This window comes from Bacillota bacterium (assembly GCA_012518215.1).
GTDB lineage: Bacteria > Bacillota > Dethiobacteria > DTU022 > PWGO01 > JAAYSV01.
This window is the reverse complement of the sequence record JAAYSV010000008.1, coordinates 74,386-97,498: the sequence shown is the minus strand read 5'-3', so window position 1 is coordinate 97,498 and position 23,113 is coordinate 74,386. Positions and strand designations below refer to the sequence as shown.

Sequence of the window (23,113 nt, the reverse complement as noted above, 5' to 3'; positions counted from 1 at the left end):
CAATGTACTATGCCGGGGAGAGAAAATGATTGGTATGTAGCATGACCGGTTACGGGTATGATTCCGGGTCAAAGTCTGGCCTGGGGTTGAGTGTGGAGTTACGAACCCTCAATCATCGATATCTCGATATATTTTTCCGCCTGCCCAGGGAAATGATGGCCTGGGAAGACAGGTTCCGTACACAGATAAAAAAGAAGATCAGCCGCGGACGGGTTGAAGTCAACATCGTGGTTGATGGCGTCCCCGACGATGTGTATGATATAAAGGTGAATGAACCACTGCTCATTGCTTATCACGAAGCCTTTGGGGATATACGAGCCTATCTTTCCCTGAAAGGGGAGGCCCGGCTGGAACATTTCATCCAGTTGCCCGATCTTCTGGTTGTTCAGAATCGCCTGGGGGAAGATGAAAAAATTTCCTTGCTGGCTGAAAGTGTTCTGGAGGGAGCGCTTGAAAAACTGATTGCCCGGAGGAAAAAAGAGGGGAAAAACCTGAAGGAAGACTTGCTTGAAAGGTGCTCGAACCTGGAGAAACTTTTTCAGACCGCCCGGGAGAGGGCACCAGCGGTCATGGAACAATACCGCAAAAATCTGCAGCAGAAACTTAAAAATCTGGAAGGAGGTTACTTTGAAGAGGGCCGCCTGCTCACCGAATGTGCAATTTTCGCCGAACGCAGTGACGTTAACGAGGAGATTGTTCGTCTGGAAAGCCACCTGCAGGCATTCGTGGAAACGTTGAAAGTGCATGGCCCCATCGGGCGCAAACTTGATTTTATCTTGCAGGAAATGTTCCGTGAAATAAATACAATAGGCTCGAAAAGCAGCGATATCGGGATGGCCGAAATTGTTGTTGAAGTCAAAACCGAACTGGAAAAAATGCGGGAACAGGCGCAAAATATCGAATAGCATACATATTGGATTTACCATAGCAGATACTTGAAAAGGAAAAGAACAAGGGGGGATTATTTTTGGGTTCAATCAAACTGATCAACATCGGATTTGGAAATATTGTTTCAGCAGCGAGGATAATTGCCATTGTCAGTCCGGAATCTGCCCCGATAAAAAGAGTAATAAACGAAGCCCGGGACAGGGGCGTACTTATAGATGCCACCTATGGCCGCCGAACCAGGGCTGTTATCATTGCTGACAGCGGGCATGTTATTCTTTCCGCTGTCCAGCCGGAGACGGTGAAACATCGCTTGCAAGCCAAAGATTCGTCTTCCGATGAAGATAATTGAAACGAGAAAGGGAACTGTCCATGGAATCCGGCTTGATCGTGGTCATATCTGGCCCATCCGGGGTAGGCAAGGGGACCCTGTGCCACAAAATATCCGAGCACCTGCCTGAACTGGAAGTATCGATCTCGGCAACTACCAGGGCCCCGAGGCGGGGCGAGGAAGAAGGCAAGAGTTATTTTTTCTTGACCGAACGTGAATTCAAACAGAAGATAAACGAGGATTTTTTTCTCGAGTGGGCCAGACTGTACGATGATTACTATGGAACGCCTGCAGCCCCTGTCAAGGACATCGTTGACCAGGGAAAGGACATACTCCTGGAACTTGATGTTCAGGGAGCCATGCAGGTAAAAAAAAATATTCCCGGCGCGGTTTTCATTTTCATTGCACCACCCTCCATGAAAGAATTGCAAAGAAGGATAACCGGAAGGGGTACCGAAAAACCGGAACATATCAGAAAAAGAATGGAAATTGCCCTGAAAGAATTAAAAATGTACAGGGATTATGATTATCTGGTTATCAACAACAATCTGGAAGAGGCAGTGCTCAATATAAAGGCCGTTATCATGGCTGAAAAATGTAAAGTTGGCAGGCATGCCGGAATCTGGTTGAAACAGGAGGAATGAAAGATGATTTACCCTTCAGTGGATTCTTTGGTTGAAAAAGTTGATTCAAAATACACGTTGGCCATCACTGCGGCCAAACGTGCCCGCCAGATCAGGGAAGGAAGCAGGCCGCAGGTAAAAACCAGTTCCTTGAAAGAGGTCTCCATCGCTCTGGCGGAGATCGCCGATGACAAGATCATGTATGAACGGGTGCGCGACGGGATCAAATAGGATGATACAAAATTTACAGATCAATCAAGGAGACACTCTTTTGGAAAGAAAAAAGATTTTATTGGGAGTAACCGGGGGGATCGCGGCCTACAAGGCCGCTGAACTCGTTCGTCTATTTGTCAAGGATGGATTTGATACCAGCGTGATCATGACCGCTGCAGCCACGAATCTGGTCGCTCCTCTGACCTTTGAATCGTTGAGCGGTAACCCTGTACATGTTGATCTTTTCAAACAGGGTGCGGGGAAAATCAGGCATATAGAACTGGCCCGGCGCCCCTCCATGATTGTCATTGCACCGGCCACGGCAAATACTCTGGGCAAGATTGCTTCGGGTATTGCCGACAACCTTCTGACCACCGTCGTTCTTGCAGCTTCCGTTCCCGTTTTGCTGGTGCCTTCCATGAATGTGGATATGTACAATCATCCCCGGGTGCAGGACAATCTTGGGCGTTTGAAAGATTGCGGGTATCTGATCATGGAACCGGATGAAGGGGAGCTGGCCTGCGGGGTGGAAGGACGGGGCCGCATGCCTGAACCCGAAAAGATTGCCAGATTTGTGCTGGATATCCTGAAAATAAAAAAAGATTATGTTAGCAAAAAAGTACTGGTCACTGCCGGGCCGACCAGGGAACCCCTTGATCCGGCTCGCTACCTGGGCAATTATTCGACGGGAAAAATGGGGTTTGCCCTGGCCAGGGCTTTCAGGGAGAGGGGTGCTGAAGTATGCCTGGTCCATGGCGACACGGCAATTTTACCGCCTGCCGGGGTCGAGGCCATCAGGGTAAACACAGCCATGGAGATGCTGGGAGAGGTGGAAAAACGTTTCGACCGGACAGACATCGTCGTCAAAGCGGCGGCGGTGGCTGATTACCGTCCGGCGGAATGTCAGGACCGGAAGATAAAGAAGGGCGACAGGATCACCCTGGAGCTTGTTCCCAATCCCGACATTCTGGCCATGCTGGGGGCCAGGAAGGAAAAACAGGTTCTGGTCGGTTTTGCAGCCGAGACGGAGAAACTGATAAAGCATGCCATGCAGAAACTGCGGGCCAAAAATCTGGATATGATTGTTGCCAATGACCTGACCATCGAAGGCGCGGGCTTTGCCACGGACACCAACAAGGTGACGGTGATCACTCACGACGGGAAAATCCGTGAAATTCCGTTGATGAGCAAGTATGAAGTGGCACATCGCCTGCTGGATATCATCGCGGAAACATGGCTTTAATTCAGCAGTTTGAAGATCAGGGTCTGGGTCACGAAGATCTCTATCAGTGCAGCCAGCAACAGCAGTATTATGACCAGAGGTATTATGGCCATTATTTCCTTCCAGATATACTTTATACTTTCCAACCTGGTCATGCCGGGCAAGGGGGATATGGTGGCATGGATGCCGATCTTCAGACCCAGTGCCGCACACAGGAAGACCGCGGCGAGCTCGGGCAGCCCATGTGGCAGGATGCCGGCCACCAGAAACCAGACGGAGGATCCTTCCTGGATAACCTGGGCACTCAATGCGCCCAGCAGGGCGCCATTGACCAGGAGGGTCAGGAGCGGAGATAACCCCAAAAAAATACCGAGGGCCAACATCTGTAACGAGGAAATAGCATTGTTGATGAAGATCAGCCATACACCGACGATGGGGGAACTGTTGCTGATGATTTCGACCAGCTCTTCCAACTGGCCGAGCAACTCCCGGTTCGTGTCCTCCAGCGGGTCAGTTCCGGAAATTTCCTGGCCAACAAAGATGGTGAAAAAACCGATGGCAAAGATGATGGCAGACAGTACAATCCATTTTTTATTGTCTTTCAACACGCGGGCAACAGGCAGATGGCGCATTCAATACTCCTGATTTGTCTTGTTCATGTTGAATCATATCACAGATATACAGATATATTATAAACATCTTTCATCGTTATGCAAAACAGTCATCGAAAGGCAGGGGCCTGGAATCATGAAATATGCGGAAATCATCGTGGACATTGCCACCGATTCCACGGACCGATTTTTTGATTATCGCATTCCGGAGAAACTCCGGGGGGAAATATACCCGGGCCGCAGGGTAAGGGTGCCTTTCGGTAACCGGAGGATCGCCGGCTATGTGTGGGCATTGATAGATAAACCGAACGTGGAAAAAACCAGGGACATAATGGCGGTGGAAGACGGGGAAGTAACCCTGAGCGATGAGTTCATGAAAATGATCCCCTGGTTCTGCCAGAGGAATTACTGCCGCATGATAGAGGTGATCAACCTCCTGCTACCCCCGGGGTACGAACGAATCGGTGCCATCAAGGAATCATACGTTCGGTTGATGCCCGGGAATGCCAACTTCATTGACGAGGAATTCTTGCAGAAGCTACATCGGAGGGCTCCCAAACAGGAGAGCGTCTTGCGGCTGTTGCTCTCCGAAAAAAGGCCGCTGCAACGGCAAGAGTTGTTACGGAAAACAGGGGTCAGTTCCCCGGTTATCCAGAGACTCGTTGAAAAGGGCCTGGTGAAGATTGAAGAAAAACACCTGCGATTCAGGCAAACCGGAGCACGGGGACATTTCGTGATCGATGAGGAGCTGATCGTTCTCACCGATGAACAGCAAGCGGTGCTGCATCAGATCATGAAGGCCTGGGATGCCAGAAGGGACATGGAACTGCTTGTCCACGGGGTGACGGGCAGCGGGAAGACCGAGGTATACCTTCGGGCGATCAAGGAGTGCTTGAAACGGGACAAAAATGCTCTCCTCCTCGTTCCGGAGATAGCGCTCACGCCCCAGATGGTGTCCTATTTTAAAAACAAACTGCCCCGGGAAATTGCACTCCTGCACAGCAGGCTTCCGCTGAGGGAAAGATACGACCAGTGGTTCAAGATACGGGAAGGCTCCCTCAGGGTTGTTCTGGGCACCCGTTCTGCAGTATTTGCTCCCCTCAAAAACATAGGGTTGATCATCATCGATGAGGAACAGGAAAACAGCTACAAACAGGAAGATTCACCACGTTACCATGCGCGCGAGGTTGCCCGGTGGAGAGCGGATTACCATGATGCATTGCTGCTTCTGGGCAGCGCCACGCCATCCATAGAATCTTACTGGGAGGCGGACAACAAGCGCATCGGACTTCTGGAGATGAAAGAGAGGGCTACCCCTTTCGAACTTCCGGAGATCGAAGTAGTGGATATGCGGCAGGAACTGCGTGCGGGCAATCGAAGTATTTTCAGCCGATCCATGATGAAGAAGCTGGAAAGGGTATTGTTTGGCGGGGAGCAGGCGCTGCTTTTTATCAATCGCCGCGGTTTTTCCAATTTTGTTCTCTGCCGGGAATGCGGTTATGTCATGCGTTGTCCGCACTGTTCGGTTTCGTTGACCTACCACCATGCCAAAAAAATGATGGTCTGCCATTATTGTTCATATATTGCCGCTCCCCCGACGGTCTGTCCGGATTGCAGGGGGAACAATATCCGATTCTTCGGTGCAGGGACCCAGCGAGTGGAAGAGGAGATCAGAAAGTTGTTTCCCGGCCCGGAGGTGTTGCGCATGGACCGAGACAGCACGTCCCGAAAAGGGGCTTATCAAAGAATATGGAAAGATTTTCGCGCCGGGAAGGCCCAGATAATGGTTGGCACCCAGATGGTGGCCAAAGGCCTGGATTTTCCGGGGGTTACGCTGGTGGGGGTGGTTGCCGCTGATACCGGTATGCATCTACCTGATTTCCGGGCGGCAGAGAGAACCTTCCAGCTGGTCACGCAGGTTTCGGGAAGGGCTGGACGGGGAGATCGGAAAGGGGAAGTGGTGGTGCAGACCTATCATCCGGGACACCACAGCATCGTCTATGCTCGCGAACATGATTACAGGTCTTTTTTCCGTGAAGAGATAGAGCGGCGGCGGGAACTGTCTTACCCACCGTTCACGGAATTGCTCCGCTTTCTCTTTGTATCTGTCTCGGAGAAAAAAGGTGACGACGCGTCGCTGTACATGGCCAGCCTTCTGGGAAATCTGGATAGAGTGAAGGCTGGTGAAGAAATGGAGATGCTGGGACCCGCCCCCGCACCTCTTTTTCGTATCAAGAAGCATTTCAGGTATCAGTTGATTTTAAAGGGGAAAAATATGGTTCAAATGTCAGCGGCCATAAAGCCCCTTATCTCCGCGTTCAGAAATAAATGGAGGGCACAGGATGTAAGGCTGGTGGTGGATTTCAACCCACAGTCAATGTTATAATTGCATGGGGGTGGCCTGATGGGTATCAGGAAATTGGTTAAAATCAACCATGAAGCATTGAGAGAAAAAGCTTTTCCCATAAAAAAAGTCACGGCTCCGATTGGCAACCTCATCCGCGATATGATAGAAACCATGTATCATCACAAGGGGGTGGGCCTGGCTGCTCCCCAGGTCGGGATTTCCAAACAGATCATCGTTGTGGATGCCGGTGACGGAGAACTTTACAAATTGATCAATCCCGTCATCGTGGAAGCGGAAGGCGGTGAGGTCGGAATAGAAGGGTGCCTGAGTGTGCCGGGGGTCTACGGCGAAGTGAAACGGGCAGAACATGTGGTAGTGGAGGCACTGAACGAGAAGGATGTTCCGGTCAGGTTGAAAGCCTCGGGTCTTCTGGCCAGAATCTTGCAGCACGAGATAGACCATCTGCACGGGATTCTCTTTGTGGAAAGAGCCCGGCGCATTGTTGATCCGGATGAATTGGGCGAGAAAGGGGAAGATCTTTGAGGCGGTTGAAAATTATCTTCATGGGTTCCCCCGAATTTGCCTTGCCTTCGATCGAGATGCTGGCCGGGAGTGAGCACACGGTGCTGGGGATCGTTACTCGCCCGGACCGTCCGCAGGGGCGCGGTTACCGTATGGCTCCTACTCCGGTCAAGGAATGGGCCGCATCGCGGGGATATTACGTCTATCAGCCCATTCGTCTCACCGATACCGATTTCCTGACACAGATGCAGGTACTGGCTCCCGATCTCATCGTCAACGTCGCTTTCGGGAGAATCGTACCGCAAAAAATGCTTGAATTGCCTACCCACGGCAGCATCAATCTTCACCCCTCCCTGCTGCCTGCTTACCGGGGGGCTGCTCCTGTACAGCATGCCATATTCAATGGTGAGAAACATACCGGTGTCACGGTACTGTACATGGAAGAGGAGCTGGATGCAGGAGACATCATCTTGCAGGAAGAAGAACCCATTCCTCTTTCGTTGAACGCGGGTCAATTGCTGGAAAGGCTTGCCCGCAAAGGGGCACGCTTGCTGTTGGAGGCCATCGGGCTGATTGCAGCCGGCGGTGTGCAGAGTTTTCCTCAGGATCCCGGTAAAATATCCTATGCGCCACCGATAACTCCCGGGGAAGAGTTGATATGCTGGAAAGACTCCGCGTTGAAGATACACAACCAGGTAAGAGGCCTTGCTCCTTCCCCGGGAGCATATACGTTGCAGGGCGGAAACAGGCTCAAGATCTGGAAGACGGAAATCATCGCCCGGGAGGAAAACAGTATCCCGTATGTGAAACCGGGGACGGTGATCTCCCTTACCAATGATGGAATCAAGGTAAAGACCGGGGATGGCCTTATCAATATCCGGGAGATCCAGGCGGAGGGCAAGAAGCGTGTGCACTCGTCCGATTTTTGGCGGGGTTATCGATTGAAAAAGGGAATGATACTTGGTTAAAGCGATGGGCAGAAAAAGCCACGATGACAAAGATTTTACGCGACGGAAACAGGTCTCCAGGGAGAGAACAACGGGGATTTCAACAGCCAGGGAAGCAGCTCTGATGGCTCTGGTGAAAACTGAAACCCGGAAATCTTACATCAACCTTGCCCTACCCGCATTTCTCAAAAAGCTTCCCGATCATGAAAAACCCCTGGCTACAACCATGGCCTATGGCACGATCCAGCGCCTCAATACCATCGACTGGGCCCTGGGCCTGATTTTGAACAGAGCCCTGGAAACACTTACACCTCATATACGCAATCTGCTGCGTCAGGCAGCGTACCAGATCATGTATCTGGACAACGTTCCACGGCCGGTTGCCGTCGATGAAGCTGTTAAACTGAGTTATCGCTACGGGCACAAGGGAGTGGCACGGCTTGTCAATGCGGCATTGCGGCGCCTCTCCTCCAGCCTTGAGGATCTGCCCTGGCCGGATGTCAGGGAGGATCCTGTCCGGTATCTGGCGCTGACCCATAGTTTTCCGCCATGGATGGTCAGGCGCTGGCTAAACCGCCTTGGAATGGAAGAGGCCACGAAGTTGGTTGCAGCATATAATCGTATACCATCGTTATCTGTCAGAACCAACTTTTTGAAAATTACCCGTGGAGAATTGAAGGAAATTTTTCTTGGTGAAGGAGTTACATGCCACGAGGTGAACGATATCCCCGAAGCTTTGCGGATAGAGCCGCGGCCGGGATTGCCCATGAACCGGCGGGATTCTTTCACGGAAGGGTTGTATACGATCCAGGGCGAATCGTCAATGCTGGCAGCTCGCGTCCTGCATCCCGCAAGTGGAAAATCATTGATCGATCTTTGCAGCGCCCCCGGCGGGAAGACGACTCATCTGGCAGAACTGATGGGTAATGAAGGAATAATCGTGGCCGGGGATCAACATCGGTCCCGTTTGAGATTGGTCGAGGAGGCGGCAAGAAGGCTGGGCATAGAGATTATCCGGACCAGGGTGTGGGATGCCCGCGATGTGCATGAATTCGAAAGGGAAGCCGACTATGTCCTCTGTGACGCGCCCTGCTCGGGGCTCGGTGTACTCGATCGCAGGCCGGATCTGAAATGGCAGAAGAGCGAGGAGATGATTTCTGCCCTGAGCCGGCTTCAAAAAGAATTGCTACTGGCGGCTTCACGGGTAGTAAGAAGGGGGGGGAAACTGCTCTACAGTGTCTGTAGCAATGAACCGGAAGAAACAGGCGAGGTTGTCGACTTCCTGATGAAGGAGAATCCTTCATTGAAACCTGCCGTTGTTACTGCCAGACTTGATGGGGTGTCACCGGAGGAAACCGAACGGGGGGTGGTGGAATTTTACCCCCATATACACGGCAGAGACGGTTTTTTTATCGCTCTTTTACAGAGATTATGAGATTATAATATATCAATAAAAGGTTTTTCAAGATAAATAATTAATATTATAATAACCGAAACAAATCCAGAATGGGATGGATAAAAACAAAATTTTGGAAGCGGAGTATAGACCCTGATACATTGCCTTTTATATTTATTTTTGCTATACTTTTTGACGAATAAGCATACAACAGGGCGAAAAATCGGACATCAATTTCATGAAGATAAAAATCCCGGAGGGGATCACAAGTTGAAGGTATTTGGGCGTTCCGATCCCGGTAAAGAACGTCAGAGCAACGAAGACAACTATTATTTCAAGGTTTATGACGATGAAACGGCCATCCTGGCCGTGGCCGATGGAATGGGAGGGCATGCGGCGGGAGAGGTGGCGAGTTTTATCGCCGTTGACGTTCTGTCGCGTTTTGCCCTTGCGGAAGAAGCGCCCGGGAGCTTCAAAAAGGATACCCCTGAATATATCAGGGACTTGATCAACACAATCAATGATGAAATATTCAACCAGGCCCGGGATGACCCCGGCAAAAAGGGAATGGGAACCACCTTTACCATGGGGTTTATTTCCGGCAAATGTTTGACCATCGGGCATGTTGGTGATAGCCGTGCCTATCATCTTTCAGGCAAGGTCATGAGAAGGATGACGGAGGACCATACCGTTGTCGAGGCGATGATCAAGGACGGGCGCATCACCAGGGAAGAAGCAGGCAGCCATCCTCGTCGGCATGTTCTGACCAGGGCCCTGGGAACGTCTTTGAAGGTTGAGGTCGACATCCTCGGCGTTGATGTGCATGAAGGAGACGTTCTTCTTTTTTGTACTGACGGGTTGACCTCCCTGATCGAGGAAGGGGAAATAGGGGAAGTTATCTTGAAACATCGGGATCAGCCTGACAGGGCAATCGATGATCTCATTTCATTGGCCAATGAGCGGGGTGGCCACGACAATATTACTTTGGTTCTTGTGGTTGAACCGGGGGGGCAGAATGCCGGATGATCGGAAAGCAGCTTAAAGGGCGCTATGAATTGTTGGTAAAAATCGGTGAGGGTGGCATGGCCAATGTATACTCCGCCCGTGACAATCTTCTCAACAGAACGGTTACCGTGAAAATATTGAAAGACTATCTGGTCAGCGACCAGGATTTTGTACGCCGCTTTCGCAGGGAAGCGCAGGCTGCCGCCGTCCTTTCCCACCCCCATATCATCAACATCCATGATGTTGGCGAGGAAGGCGATATCCATTATATCGTCATGGAATATGTTCAGGGCAAGACGCTGAAAGATCTTATCCGTGAAAAACAAAGGCTTGCGGCCGATGAGGCCATGGAGATATTCCGCCAGATTACAGAAGCGATCCTGCATGCCCATTTCAACAAAGTTATCCACCGGGATATAAAACCGCAGAACATTTTGATCTCACGGAACGGGCAGGTAAAGGTAACTGATTTTGGTATCGCCCTGGCCGTCAATGCAGCCACGGTGACCTACAACGAACAGGTCATGGGATCCGTCCATTATTTTTCCCCGGAACAGGCCAAGGGCAATTTTACAGGTGAACAATCCGACATCTATTCTCTGGGCATAGTTCTCTACGAGATGTTAACGGGCCAGGTTCCCTACATGGGCGATAGCCCCATCTCCGTGGCGTTGAAACATCTGAACGAAGAGATAACACCACCGCGTACTTTATTCAGCGATATTCCGGAACCCCTGGAGAGGATGATTCTGAAAGCGGTCCAGAAAAGCCCTTCCCGGAGATATGCCAGTACCCATGAACTTCTGGGGGATATCCGTTTGTGGCAGCGGGAACGAAAAACAAATGCTGCCGTGCAGAACAGCGAGGAACAAGAGGTGGAGAACACCCGGATTCTGCCCCCCCTTCAGGAAAAACAACTGAGCGAGGATGAAAACAGGGAAGAAAAACCCGGGAAATCTTTCTGGAAGAACAGGGTGGCCCTGGTGGTAATGGGTGTTATCCTGCTTCCGATCCTGTTGTTTGGCGGTTACTATCTGCTAAAAAATCTGCTTGCCGTGCCCGATGTCGAGGTGCCGGAGGTGGAAGGCCTTGTACTGGAAGAAGCGGAGAAGGAACTTGATGAAGCCGGCCTCAATTTCAGCAAAGTTTTCAAGTACCATGAAATAGTCGAGGAGGACCATGTCATTTCACAGGACCCGGCCGGTGGGAGCAAGGTCAAGAAAAGCAGGGAGGTCGTGCTGGAGGTTAGCAAGGGCAGGGAACTGATAAAAGTACCGGAAGTAACAAATATGCCCCAAAGAGAGGCCTCCCTTCTCCTGGGGCAGAGCAAACTGGAATTCCAGATCGAAGAGGAATTCAATTCCAAGGTGGAAGCAGGTTATGTCATCAGACAGGATCCTCGCCCGGGGGTGCAGTTGTACCAGGGGGACGAGGTGATTCTGTATATCAGCAAGGGGGAACGTTCCTTTCCCATCCGCAACCTGGTGGGGGAAAGGGAAGTTGATGTCAAGATGTATCTTAGCCGGGAGGGACTGATCATCAACAAAGAGAAAGATGAGTTTTCAGATCTACCGCCCGGCACGGTTGTCGAACAATATCCGCCGGCGGGCACAGACGTGAAACCGGGTGATCTTGTCGATATCGTCTGGAGCAAGGGGCAGGACCCCGGCATGGCAGATGTGGAGTGGCCGTCCGAGGAAGGTGAACATATCGAGGTTGGTGAACCCCATTAATGGATTTCAAAAAAGGGCGTGTGCTGCGGGCTGCCGGTGGTTTTTATGATGTTATCACGAAGTCAGGAGTCTCTCACCGCTGTTATTTGCGGGGCAGATACAAGGGCCGGGCAAGATACATCATGGCCGGAGACCTTGTTGAATTTTCGGCCCATGATAGGGATGGCTGCGTTATTGAAAAAGTGTTGCCACGGAAAAACTATTTCAGGCGTCCGCTGGTTGCAAATGTAAGTCGGATGGTCATGGTTCTGTCTTCTCGCAGGCCCAGCCCCGATTGGAACCTGCTCAGCCGCCAGCTTGTGGCGGCGGAAAGCAGAGAGATAGGATCGCTGATCTGCATGAACAAGGTTGATCTGGTGGATGAAAAGGAACGGCAGGAGATAGATCGGAAATTGAGTCTATTTCCCTATGAACATATTCACACCGATGCTTTGCAGAAAAAAGGCATCGAAACCCTGGCCCGATATTTGAAGGGCAATATTTCCGTTTTTACGGGCCCATCGGGCGTGGGGAAAACATCCTTGATAAATGCTGTCCAGCCGGGGATAAATTTGAAAACCGCCGAGGTCAGCATGAAAGGGCTACGTGGCAGGCATACCACGCGCCATGTAGAAATATTTTTTCTTGACGATGGAAGCATGGTTGTTGATACACCGGGATTCACCAAAGCTGACCTCTCGGTTGGCGCCGACAAACCCATGGATAGTTATTTTCCGGAGATGGAAGGATACCGCGAACGATGTCAATTCAGAGACTGCCTGCACAGGGATGAACCGGGCTGCGCGGTGAAAGCGGCGGTGAAAGACGGTGCAATCAGCGAGTTGCGCTACAATCATTATCTTGTTTTCCTGAAAGAAACCGATCAATAACCGGAAAGAGGAATGATCAAGTGATTAAAATTGCACCATCAATACTATCGGCAGACTTTGCAAATCTGGAGCGGGATGTTGTCTGGGCAGAACGGAATGGAGCAGATTGGCTCCATATAGATGTGATGGATGGAAGATTCGTGCCCAATATTACCATCGGGAGCCAGATGGTCGAATCACTCCGGTCAAGGACCGGGCTACTGATGGATGTCCACCTCATGATCGTGGAACCGGAAAAGCACATCGCGGAATTCAGCCGGGCGGGAGCCGACCTGATCACCGTCCATGCGGAATCATCCGATCATCTTCATCGGCTTCTGTATTCGATCAAGGAATGCGGCCTTCGGGCCGGGCTTGCCCTGAATCCTGCAACGACGGAGCATGTCCTGGATTACCTGTGGGATCTGCTTGACCTGGTTCTGGTGATGAGTGTCAATCCCGGATTCGGGGGACAGAAATTTATTCCCGCAGTACTGCCCAAGATAAGAACCATTGCCCGGAAGATAAAAAGTCTTGGAAAAGACATAGAATTGCAGGTTGACGGAGGGGTGAACAGGGAGACTGCCGCATCTGTTGTCGAAGCCGGGGCATCGGTCCTGGTCATGGGGTCGGCTGTCTTCGGCGGGGAAAGGGATGGCCGCATTATTCAGGCTATCAAAATGTTGCCCGGGGAAAAACGCGGTGTTTAAAAATAAAAAATAATATGATATAATGACTTACCGATCACATTGTTGAAGAAGGCGGTGGCAACGGAAAGTCTTTTCAATATTGGTAGCCAGAATTCAATTTACAATGCAGTATTGAAGTTCCTTCGGGGTACGGTGAGGGGTTCTATCGATGGACTTCCAATTCCGAACCGGCGGTGATCCACCTGTGGAAAGCCCGCGAGCCTGAAGCTGATCCGGTGAAAATCCGGGGCCGACAGTATAGTCTGGAAGGGAGAAGGAAAACAAAAATGCGCATGCCTGTCGTATGCCACTGTTATCTGACCCCGAAGCTTTCAGGGGTTTTTTTTGATCAAGATCATATGCGGTTAACAGAGAGGTGAGAACTATTTGGATGCTGATGAACGTATCATGTGGACGGTCCTCGATCTGGCTCGTAAAGGCAGGGGGCTTACCAATCCGAACCCGATGGTTGGGGCGGTAGTGGTCAAGAACGGGGAAGTTGTCAGTACGGGATATCATGGATATGCCGGTGGGCCCCATGCCGAATATATTGCTTTGCAGAAAGCGGGAGAAAAGGCCAGGGGTGCCACATTGTATGCCAACCTTGAGCCTTGCTGTCACCGGGGTAAAACCCCCCCCTGTGTGGAGAGTATCCATGCCGCGGGAATATCCAAGGTGGTCGTGGCCATGAAAGATCCCAACCCCATCGTCAACGGCAAGGGTATCGATTGGTTGCGGGAAAAAGGAATCGAGGTCAAGGTGGGGGTGCTGGAAGACAAAGCACGGCGCCTCAATGAGGTTTTTATCAAATATATTACTACTCGCCGTCCTTTTGTGATTGTCAAGGCAGCGATGAGCTTTGATGGCAAGATAGCTACCAGGGAAGGTGATTCACGTTGGATAACGGGAAAGAAATCACGCCAGATGGCACACCAGTTGCGCAATCGTGCCGACGCCATCATCGTGGGGATCAACACGATTCTGAGGGATGACCCCGTGCTGACCACGCGCCTGACTGACCGGGAGGGCCGGGATGCTGATCGTGTAATACTGGACAGCAGGGCCCGGTTGCCGTTGGACGCCAAGGTGATCAACCCCTCCTCCAGAGCAACGACAATGGTGGCGGCCACGGAGGCGGCTCCGCCGGAACGCTGCGAGAAACTCAGGGAAAGGGGTGTTGAAATCCTTCTCCTGCCATCGGAGAGGGGCAGGGTTTCCCTGGAGGCATTGATGATAGAACTTGGGAAACGCAAGTATAGTTCATTGCTTGTCGAAGGCGGCGGTACGGTCAACTACAGTTTTCTGGAAGAAAACCTTATCGATAAAATATACCTGTTTCTGGCTCCTATCATCTTCGGTGGCCAATCCGCACCGACACCTTTTGCCGGAGAAGGGATCGATGTGCTCAAAAAAGCCTGGATGGTATCCGGCCTGGAGTTGAAACAGTACGATGAGGATTTGCTTTTGATCGGCTATCCTCATCGCCATCTGGAAGAAGAGGCGAGGGCAGATGTTCACGGGAATTGTTGAAGAGGTCGGGATGGTGGAATCGAGTCGTACCGCTCCGGACGGAAACAGGATTTCTATCCGAGCTTCAAAAATTCTTGACGGGGTGGCTATCGGGGATAGCATCGCTGTCAACGGTGTTTGCCTTACCGTTGCAGGCCTCAAGGGTAGAACCGTATTCGAGGCCGATGTGATGCCCGAAACGATGAGGAATACAAACCTTGCGGAACTTTCTTCCGGAAGCCCTGTCAATCTGGAACGTGCCATGCCTGCAGATGGAAGATTGGGCGGGCATCTGGTTAGTGGACATGTGGATGGTACAGCCACCCTTTTATCGCGCAAACATGAAGGCAACGCCGTGGTGATGTGTTTTGCAGTTCCCCCGGATCTGACCGCTTATATCATAAAAAAGGGATCCGTGGCTGTAGATGGAACAAGCCTCACGGTAGCCGATGTTACCGAAAAAGATTTCAGTGTTTCCCTGGTTCCCCACACCCTTGCAGCCACAACGCTGGGACTCAAACAGATTGGTGACAGGTTCAATCTGGAAGTGGATGTTGTCGGTAAATATGTGGAAAAACATCTCCATCGCCTGATAGAAAATAAAACCCTGGCCACCGGAAAAGGGTTGACGCTGGATTATTTGATGGAGCAGGGTTTTTGATAGAGGAGGTACAAAGAGTGAAATTCAGCACAATCGAAGAAGCTCTGGATGAACTCAGGGCGGGGCGTATGATCATTGTTGTCGACGATGAAGATAGGGAAAATGAAGGAGATCTGGTAATTGCTGCGGAAAAAGCATCGACGGAATCAATAAATTTCATGATCCGCCATGCCAGGGGTCTGGTCTGCGTTCCCTTGACTGCTTCCAGGATAGAAGAACTGGAAATTCCCTTGATGGTGGAAAGGAATACCGACAAACACGAGACGGCATTCACTGTATCGGTTGATTCCAGAAAGGTGACGACGGGAATATCCGCATCGGAGCGGGCTTTGACAGTTAGAACGTTGATAGAACCAACCACCCGTCCTGAAGAGCTGGTGCGCCCAGGGCATGTCTTCCCCTTGCAGGCAAAAGAGGGGGGCGTATTGAGGCGCGCGGGCCATACCGAGGCCACGGTGGATCTCTGCCGGATGGCCGGCCTTTACCCGGGGGGTGTGATCTGCGAGATAATGAATGATGACGGGAGCATGGCCAGGGTTCCGCAGTTGACGGAGTTCGCCCGGCAACACCGGTTGAAGATAATTACCATTGCCGATCTTATCAATCATCGCATGAAAGAAGAAAAGCTGGTCAAAAGAGCCGCAGAAACTGAAATTCCCACCCAATTTGGAAATTTCAAACTGATCATATACAAAAACTCACTGGATGAACACGACCATGTTGCCCTGGTCATGGGCGAGATGGATCCGGAGAAACCAACGCTGGTAAGGGTTCACTCCGAATGTTTCACCGGCGATGTCCTTGGTTCATTGCGATGTGATTGTGGCAAACAGCTGAAACAGGCCATGAAACAGATTGCAGAAGAGGGGCGGGGGGTTCTGGTTTATATGCGCCAGGAAGGGAGAGGTATCGGCCTTCTGAACAAGATAAAGGCTTATCATCTGCAGGATCAGGGCAAGGATACCGTCGAAGCCAACGAGGTTCTGGGTTTTGCCCCGGATTTGCGGGACTACGGGATAGGAGCGCAGATTCTTGTTGATCTGAACATCAAGAAAATCCGCCTTCTTACCAACAACCCTCGCAAAATAAAAGGCCTGGAGGGCTACGGGCTTTCAATCGAGGAGAGGGTAGCCCTGGAGAGTGCCCCTACACCATACAATTGCAACTACCTGGCCACGAAGAGGGATAAATTGGGCCATTATCTGCATCTCAAATAATCTGAAAAGAGGAGGAGTAAAGTGTATAACCAGTACGAAGGAAAGATCATTGCCCATGATTACCGTTTCGGGATCGTCATCAGTCGTTTCAACGAGTTTATTTCGGGGAAATTGCTTTCGGGAGCTCTTGACGCCTTCCATCGCCATGATGTGCAGAAAAAAAACATAGAGATTGCCTGGGTGCCGGGTGCCCTGGAAATCCCTCTGGTAGCGCAGAAGATGGCGCTTGGGGGCAAATACGATGCGGTTGTCTGTCTTGGTGCTGTGATCCGCGGTGCAACTCCCCATTTTGAATATGTCGCTGCCGAGGCAGCCAAAGGCGTTGCCAAGGTGGCACTGGATACCGGACTGCCGGTCATATTCGGGATCATCACCAGTGATACCCTGGAACAGGCCATCGAGAGAGCCGGCAGCAAGGCCGGAAACAAGGGGGCGGAGGCGGCTATCAATGCTATCGAGATGGCCGATCTTAACCGTCAACTGGATAAATCCAGCCGAGCCTGATTCAACCGGTCACTTCCAGCCCCGGGAAGAGCCATGCCCGGGGTTTTTGTTTGTACACGGGTGCGGGTAAAAAAAGCAGGTACAGCGTCGATGGAAATGGGAAAAGGTCAATCATGTTCATTCATTTTTGGGGAAGGAACATGGCTGGTCATGCCGATGGCGAAAGCGAGGCCCCAGGTCAGGATGACCTGACGGCCGATAGCTTGACTCAAATCGGGGTCGGCCGGGATAGCCAGTTTGTTCCCCCGCTGGAAAAATGATTGGGACCTGATCTGTTCATGCAACTCTTTTTGAAAAGTGCAGACCAGCTCATCCAGAAGCGCCGGCCGCGAAATGAGAAAATTTTTCCCTGATTCAAATCTTGAATCAAGCAGGTGCTGTATGCGTGTTTTCAAACATGTGGCCTCCTTGACGGCACAGTGATATGCAATTTACAAAAATATTTTTCCCCACTACGAACAAATTAACACCATTCTGCCTTCTGACCGGCATCATGTTGATTTTCCCTGGCCGGTTGTTTTTTTATGGCTCTGCTTACACCGCAGCTACAATTGTGGTATGATTGACTTGAATTCAGGTCAGGGGTTGATCAATTTTGTCCACGGCAAAATTTCTCATAATAGACGGCAGTAGCATCGTTTATCGTGCTTTTTATGCACTGCCTTTGCTACAAAACAAAAGGGGAGAGCAGACCAATGCTGTCTATGGCTTTACCAGCATGTTGACCGGTATCTTTGAAAAAACCAGTCCTGACTTCGGGGCGGTTGTGTTTGACAGGCCCGGGCCAACTTTTCGCCACGCTCTCTTTGCAGATTACAAGGTGCATCGTGAAAGTGCACCGGAAGAACTCAATGAACAGATCAACCGTATCAAAGAAATTGTCGAGGCCTATCGTTTTCCCATATATGAACTGGATGAATACGAGGCCGATGACATCATCGGCACTCTGGTAAAAAAAGCGGAAAAAAGAAAAATCGAATCATTGATTTTCACCGGCGATACCGACCTTTTTCAGCTTATCTCCGATTACACCAAAGTGATCATCGTGCGCAAGGGAATCTCCATCCTTCATGAGTATGATTCTGCCAGGTTATGGGAGCGGTATACCTTGAAACCGGAGCAGATGGTCGATTTTATGGCGCTCAAGGGAGATCCATCCGACAACATTCCAGGTGTTCCCGGTGTCGGGGAGAAGACCGCATTGAAGTTATTGCATGAGTACGGAAACCTGAATCGTGTGCTGGCTTCCACCTCGGAGATGAAAGGCAAATTGAGGAAGAACCTGGAGTTGTATCGTGATCAGGCATTGCTTAGCCGGGATCTGGCTACGATCAGATGCCGGATCGAAGAATTGGATTTCAACTGGGATCAATGTTTACTGGGCATACCGGATTATGAACGATTGAGAAATGTTTTCAATGATCTGGAATTCAAAAGCCTCCTGAACAGGCTGCCGGCCGTCGAGGCAACATCAGAACAAAAACAGACAACTATTTCCGGCCAGGTCCCGGTAACAACGATCAAACAACTGCGCGAGATCATCGCATCATCAGAAAATTCATCCGTTGCCTTGCTTGTAAAGACCGGCGAACATTACCCCTGCTGGAAAGGCACCCCCCGGGCCATTGCCTTTGCCATGGATGAGTCACGCGGATATTATTTTGAACCCTCGCTGTTTTCTTCGGGATCGTGGGGGGTTTTTCTGAAGGAACTTCTGGGCGATGGCCGTCCAGTCAAGTTGCTGGGGCATCATACCAAACCGTTGCTGAATATCTTGTCAGCCCTCGGTGTGACCATTACCCGTCCTGAATTCGACTCCATGCTGGCAGCATACCTCCTTGATCCGGGCCGGGCAGATTTAAGCACCAGGGCCATTATAAATGAGTATCTCGATGTCAACCTGGGCGAACCCCCGTCGGGCAAGGAGGCGGTCAATGATGACGAGCTGCAAGCCCGTCTTCTGGCCGAAGAGGTGCCCCATTTGTTCAAACTCAGGGGGGTACTGGAAGACAAACTGGCCGGGTATATGCTTGCGGAGCTTTACCGGGATGTGGAACTGCCCCTTCTGCCGGTTTTGTCGCGGATGGAATTGCAAGGCATCAGCGTGAACCGGGAGAAAATAGACGCTATATCAAAAGAAATAAAGGCGCAGATAGAAAACCTGCAGGAAGAAATATTTGTGCTTGCCGGAGAAAAATTCAACCTCAATTCACCACGTCAACTGTCTTGCATATTGTTCGAGAAATTGAAAATGCCGGTAATCAAAAGAACCAAAACCGGCTATTCAACTGACGCCGGTGTTCTGGAAGAATTGGCGCAGGAACATGAAATCGCCACCAAGATACTGTACTATCGGCATCTGGTCAAGCTTGAAGGAACATATCTGACGGGCCTGATCCCGTATATAGAGGAATCATCGGGAAAGATCTATACTACCTTCAATCAGACGGTTACGGCCACCGGCCGCCTGAGTAGCAGCGAGCCCAACCTTCAGAACATTCCCGTGCGGATGCCCGAGGGGCGGCGTATCCGTATTGCTTTCATACCTTCAGGGAGAGATTGCATACTCCTGGCTGCCGATTATTCCCAGATCGAACTGAGGGTACTGGCACACCTTTCCCGGGATCCCACGCTGATCGATGCCTTCCGCAAAGACGAGGACATTCACCGCCGCACTGCCGCGGAAATATTCGGGGTGGCACTGGAGGAGGTAACGCCGGAGATGCGTCATCGGGCCAAGACGGTGAATTTCGGTATTGTTTACGGCATGAGCGATTACGGCCTGGCCCAGGATCTGAAAGTTTCGCGTCGGGAGGCGCAGGAATATATAGACCGGTATTTTGAACGTTACCACGGCGTAAAACGCTACATGGATGATATCGTCCGTCAGGCCCGAAGTGAGGGTTATGTGACCACCTATTTCAATCGTCGGCGCTATCTGCCCGGAATTAATGACCGCAATTTCAGCAGGCGGGGTTTTGCGGAACGAACAGCACGCAACACGCCCATTCAGGGATCGGCTGCCGACATAATCAAGGTGGCCATGCTGAGGGTGGACGGGAGCCTGCGCGAACGTGATTATGCAGCCAGATTGCTTCTCCAGGTTCATGATGAACTGATTTTCGAGTTACCGGAAGACGAAAAGGAAGAAGTATCCCGGGTAATAAAAAAGGAGATGGAGAATGCTGCCGACCTGGCCGTTCCGTTGAAAGTGGATCTGGCCTCGGGCAAGACCTGGTATGATATGGGATAAAATTTTTCAACCGGGCTATTTCATCCGATAAACAGAATAGACTGTAAGTAGCCTGTAATTGCAAAAATTCGTATAAAATAAAATGGCCGGGGATGATGTCCATGGAAAAACATGATTTTCTGAAATTGCTGACTCTTGTGTTGATTTTATTGACAATTGGCGGTATTTTTATAATCTATTCCATACATAGAGAAGCAATAATCGCTCACGCCCTGACCTTGCTGGATGAAAGTAACCTTGAAGGCGATTCTTTCAATGACTCCATTCCGGACGAGGAAGCTGCCGGCCCGAACCAGGGTGGAGATCAAACAGGAACCGGGTCACGACAGGAAGAAAACGACCTGTATGCGGTCGGCGGTAGCGGACCGCTGGCTTACCTCACCTTTGATGATGGACCCAGCATCAACACGGGGACCATTCTCGATGTTCTGGGTACTTACGAGGTGCCGGCCACTTTTTTTGTTATCGGTAAAGACAACCAGGTCGAAGAGGGTATCTATCGGCGTATTGTTGACGAGGGCCATGTTCTTGGAAACCATACATATTCGCATGATTACAACCACATCTATCGTTCCAGGGATTCGTTCATGAATGATTTGCGGAGGATGGAAGATCTGATCCTGGAAAAGGCAGGGATTAAAACGGAAATAATGCGGTTTCCCGGCGGTTCATCGATCAGCAGAGCCCGCAGGATAGCAGGGTATGACATCATTGCAGAACTGACAGGTGTAGTGATAGAAGAAGGCTATGATTATTTCGATTGGAACGTGGATTCCGGTGATGGGATTGCTTCACTTGCTCCCGAGGATATACTGAACAACGTACTGGGCATTGTCGATGAACTGCAGGAAGATATAGTGGTTTTATTTCATGATCGAAAAGATTGCGAGGCCACGGTCGAGGTACTGCCCGAGATAATCAATCAGCTACTGGCGCGGGGCTATGAATTTGCATCTCTTTATCCGGGGGCAATAGAAAGCAAACATCGTTGATGGAGGAGAATCATGCCGGAGTTGCCCGAAGTAGAAACAATCCGCAAGGATCTGGATGCGTTGGTAAGGGGTGAGACGATAGAGTCCGTCAGAGTAATCTTTCCCGGAACGGTAGGATACCCGGAAGAAGAAGAATTTTCACGGCTTCTCGGGGGTCTCACCGTTGAAGGTTTGTTCCGGAAAGGCAAGTTTCTGATCATGAAACTGCACGGTTCTTCAAGGCTGGTTTTTCATCTACGGATGACGGGCCGCCTTATTTATTTTGTTGAAGATGCCGCTTCTGTTCGTGCAGAACATGTACGCATGATCTTTGGCCTGAAGAGTGGCGGCGGGTTTTATTTTTCCGATCCGCGTAAATTTGGCCGTGCATGGCTACTGGAAAAAGGGGAAGACCATATTGCCGGCCTGGACAGGCTGGGGCCTGACTGGTGGGCAGAGGCATCCGAGCAACAGTTCAAGGAACGCCTGGCTACCCGGTGCAGATCACGGATCAAGGGCCTTCTCCTGGACCAGAAATTTTTCTCCGGACTGGGAAATATATATACTGACGAAAGCCTTTTCCTGGCAGGTATCCATCCGTTGACCAGGGTCGGGTGTTTGCATGAAACCGAAGTCAGCCGGCTGTTCAAAACGGTAAGGCAGGTTCTGTCCATGGCCATCAAGAGCGGAGGAACCAGTATCAGCGATTATCGGCGTACCGGTGGTGAACCTGGTACATTCCAGAATATGCTCATGGTTTACCGGCGAAAAGATGAACGATGCCCCGAATGCAATAACGTCATTCAGAGAATAGTTGTCGGGGGACGGGGCACCTATTTTTGCCCGGGGTGCCAGGTCGAGCCCGGCTAGCCCCTTTCTCTCTATCTCCTTCCTTTCACATTCCCCAACCGCTTCCATATTATATTAAGTGAAGATTCATGGAGAGGATGGGGATTGTTCTTGAAGTTGGCCACCATTTTGCTGGCTATAGCGGTCAGTTTTGATGGTTTTGGTGTCGGGATGGCCTGCGGTGTCCGCAGACTTGCAATTTTGCCTTCATCGCTTCTTGTTATATGCATATTTTCCTCCGTAGCCGTAGCCGTTTCCATGCTGATGGGGCAGACCCTGACGCGGTACATACCGGTAAAAACCGCATCGATAGCTGGTGGGTTGATATTGCTGTTATTGGGGGTATACTTTATAATACAAAACATATATACAATTTATAGAGAAAAGGCAGAGCCTGGAAGCGAGGGCGCACATGATACGCCGGGAAGTCTGAATGGATTCAGAGGGATACTGGACATAACCTACCGGCCAGAAAAAGCGGATGTGGATCACTCCGGGACCCTCAGTGCCGGAGAATCGATTATTCTGGGGATCGCTCTTGGCACCGATGCCTTCGGCGCAGGCTTTGGAGCGGTCATGATCGGCTTGAACCCGGTGGCTACGGTTGGTGCCGTTGGCCTTACAAATTTTTTGATGGTGTCGGCTGGCATGCTGATAGGAAAAAAAATTGCCTCCGTCGGCCATTTTTCCAGATATGCATCGATACTGGCGGGACTCACCTTGATTGTCATCAGTGTGATTTATTTTATCTGAGAATGGGAAAAAAGCTGCGGGGCA

At 50.8% G+C, this 23,113-nt stretch carries 23 protein-coding genes and 1 riboswitch; of the genes, 21 read left to right on the top strand and 2 right to left on the bottom strand.

What is annotated here, in order from left to right:
- Positions 1-29 precede the first annotated feature (29 nt).
- The 5 genes from GX364_01705 (at position 30) to coaBC (ending at position 3,295) form a co-directional block, all read left to right on the top strand.
- A complete protein-coding gene (locus GX364_01705; GenBank protein NLI69569.1) occupies positions 30-905 on the top strand; it encodes a YicC family protein in 876 nt (291 codons plus the stop codon).
- A 62-nt stretch (positions 906-967) separates the two neighbouring features.
- Positions 968-1,237: a DUF370 domain-containing protein gene (locus GX364_01700; protein NLI69568.1), complete on the top strand. Its 270-nt coding sequence runs from the start codon at positions 968-970 to the stop codon at positions 1,235-1,237.
- Between the two features lie 20 nt (positions 1,238-1,257).
- Entirely contained in the window at positions 1,258-1,860 is a 603-nt protein-coding gene (gene gmk, locus GX364_01695) for a guanylate kinase (GenBank protein NLI69567.1), read from the top strand.
- Positions 1,861-1,863: 3 nt separating this feature from the next.
- A complete protein-coding gene (locus tag GX364_01690; GenBank protein NLI69566.1) occupies positions 1,864-2,070 on the top strand; it encodes a DNA-directed RNA polymerase subunit omega in 207 nt (68 codons plus the stop codon).
- A 1-nt stretch (position 2,071) separates the two neighbouring features.
- Positions 2,072-3,295 carry a bifunctional phosphopantothenoylcysteine decarboxylase/phosphopantothenate--cysteine ligase CoaBC gene (coaBC, locus tag GX364_01685; GenBank protein ID NLI69565.1) on the top strand — a complete coding sequence of 408 codons (1,224 nt, stop codon included), beginning with the start codon at positions 2,072-2,074 and terminating at the stop codon, positions 3,293-3,295.
- On the opposite strand, the gene GX364_01680 is transcribed toward coaBC, so the two are convergent.
- Entirely contained in the window at positions 3,292-3,906 is a 615-nt protein-coding gene (locus GX364_01680) for a stage II sporulation protein M (protein ID NLI69564.1), read from the bottom strand. The two genes, coaBC and GX364_01680, sit on opposite strands and share 4 nt — an antisense overlap.
- A 115-nt stretch (positions 3,907-4,021) precedes the next feature.
- On the opposite strand from GX364_01680, the gene priA reads away from it, so the two are divergent.
- From priA to GX364_01620, 12 genes are all read left to right on the top strand, one after another.
- Positions 4,022-6,271, top strand: a complete 2,250-nt coding sequence (priA, locus tag GX364_01675; protein NLI69563.1) for a primosomal protein N' — start codon at positions 4,022-4,024, stop codon at positions 6,269-6,271.
- Positions 6,272-6,289: 18 nt separating this feature from the next.
- Positions 6,290-6,775 (top strand): peptide deformylase, encoded by a 486-nt coding sequence (gene def, locus GX364_01670; GenBank protein ID NLI69562.1) that lies wholly within the window; start codon positions 6,290-6,292, stop codon positions 6,773-6,775.
- A complete protein-coding gene (locus tag GX364_01665) occupies positions 6,772-7,722 on the top strand; it encodes a methionyl-tRNA formyltransferase (protein NLI69561.1) in 951 nt (316 codons plus the stop codon). The genes def and GX364_01665 overlap by 4 nt, the downstream gene beginning before the upstream one ends.
- Positions 7,715-9,136 carry a 16S rRNA (cytosine(967)-C(5))-methyltransferase RsmB gene (gene rsmB / locus GX364_01660; GenBank protein NLI69560.1) on the top strand — a complete coding sequence of 474 codons (1,422 nt, stop codon included), beginning with the start codon at positions 7,715-7,717 and terminating at the stop codon, positions 9,134-9,136. Before GX364_01665 ends, rsmB begins: the two co-directional genes overlap by 8 nt.
- 231 nt (positions 9,137-9,367) lie before the next feature.
- A complete protein-coding gene (locus GX364_01655; protein ID NLI69559.1) occupies positions 9,368-10,123 on the top strand; it encodes a Stp1/IreP family PP2C-type Ser/Thr phosphatase in 756 nt (251 codons plus the stop codon).
- Positions 10,120-11,835 carry a Stk1 family PASTA domain-containing Ser/Thr kinase gene (pknB, locus tag GX364_01650; GenBank protein ID NLI69558.1) on the top strand — a complete coding sequence of 572 codons (1,716 nt, stop codon included), beginning with the start codon at positions 10,120-10,122 and terminating at the stop codon, positions 11,833-11,835. Before GX364_01655 ends, pknB begins: the two co-directional genes overlap by 4 nt.
- Positions 11,835-12,704 carry a ribosome small subunit-dependent GTPase A gene (gene rsgA / locus GX364_01645; GenBank protein ID NLI69557.1) on the top strand — a complete coding sequence of 290 codons (870 nt, stop codon included), beginning with the start codon at positions 11,835-11,837 and terminating at the stop codon, positions 12,702-12,704. Before pknB ends, rsgA begins: the two co-directional genes overlap by 1 nt.
- Before the next feature lie 20 nt (positions 12,705-12,724).
- On the top strand, positions 12,725-13,393 hold the full coding sequence (locus GX364_01640) for a ribulose-phosphate 3-epimerase (GenBank protein ID NLI69556.1): 669 nt from the start codon (positions 12,725-12,727) through the stop codon (positions 13,391-13,393).
- Positions 13,394-13,507: 114 nt separating this feature from the next.
- Positions 13,508-13,655, top strand: a riboswitch (FMN riboswitch).
- Between the two features lie 125 nt (positions 13,656-13,780).
- Positions 13,781-14,902, top strand: coding sequence for a bifunctional diaminohydroxyphosphoribosylaminopyrimidine deaminase/5-amino-6-(5-phosphoribosylamino)uracil reductase RibD (gene ribD / locus GX364_01635; GenBank protein NLI69555.1), 1,122 nt, complete (start codon positions 13,781-13,783; stop codon positions 14,900-14,902).
- Entirely contained in the window at positions 14,883-15,542 is a 660-nt protein-coding gene (gene ribE, locus GX364_01630) for a riboflavin synthase (GenBank protein ID NLI69554.1), read from the top strand. Before ribD ends, ribE begins: the two co-directional genes overlap by 20 nt.
- A gap of 17 nt (positions 15,543-15,559) precedes the next feature.
- Positions 15,560-16,759, top strand: coding sequence for a bifunctional 3,4-dihydroxy-2-butanone-4-phosphate synthase/GTP cyclohydrolase II (locus GX364_01625; protein NLI69553.1), 1,200 nt, complete (start codon positions 15,560-15,562; stop codon positions 16,757-16,759).
- Positions 16,760-16,780: 21 nt separating this feature from the next.
- A complete protein-coding gene (locus tag GX364_01620) occupies positions 16,781-17,263 on the top strand; it encodes a 6,7-dimethyl-8-ribityllumazine synthase (GenBank protein NLI69552.1) in 483 nt (160 codons plus the stop codon).
- 107 nt (positions 17,264-17,370) lie between these two features.
- Here GX364_01620 and GX364_01615 read toward each other — a convergent pair whose 3' ends face one another.
- On the bottom strand, positions 17,371-17,658 hold the full coding sequence (locus GX364_01615) for a hypothetical protein (GenBank protein ID NLI69551.1): 288 nt from the start codon (positions 17,656-17,658) through the stop codon (positions 17,371-17,373).
- A gap of 200 nt (positions 17,659-17,858) precedes the next feature.
- Here GX364_01615 and polA point away from each other — a divergent pair, with 200 nt between their 5' ends.
- From polA to ytaF, 4 genes are all read left to right on the top strand, one after another.
- Positions 17,859-20,516 carry a DNA polymerase I gene (polA, locus tag GX364_01610; protein ID NLI69550.1) on the top strand — a complete coding sequence of 886 codons (2,658 nt, stop codon included), beginning with the start codon at positions 17,859-17,861 and terminating at the stop codon, positions 20,514-20,516.
- A 101-nt stretch (positions 20,517-20,617) separates the two neighbouring features.
- Positions 20,618-21,508, top strand: a complete 891-nt coding sequence (locus tag GX364_01605; protein NLI69549.1) for a polysaccharide deacetylase — start codon at positions 20,618-20,620, stop codon at positions 21,506-21,508.
- 12 nt (positions 21,509-21,520) lie between these two features.
- Positions 21,521-22,357, top strand: coding sequence for a DNA-formamidopyrimidine glycosylase (gene mutM, locus GX364_01600; protein NLI69548.1), 837 nt, complete (start codon positions 21,521-21,523; stop codon positions 22,355-22,357).
- Between the two features lie 84 nt (positions 22,358-22,441).
- Positions 22,442-23,089: a sporulation membrane protein YtaF gene (gene ytaF / locus GX364_01595; protein ID NLI69547.1), complete on the top strand. Its 648-nt coding sequence runs from the start codon at positions 22,442-22,444 to the stop codon at positions 23,087-23,089.
- Positions 23,090-23,113: the final 24 nt, after the last annotated feature.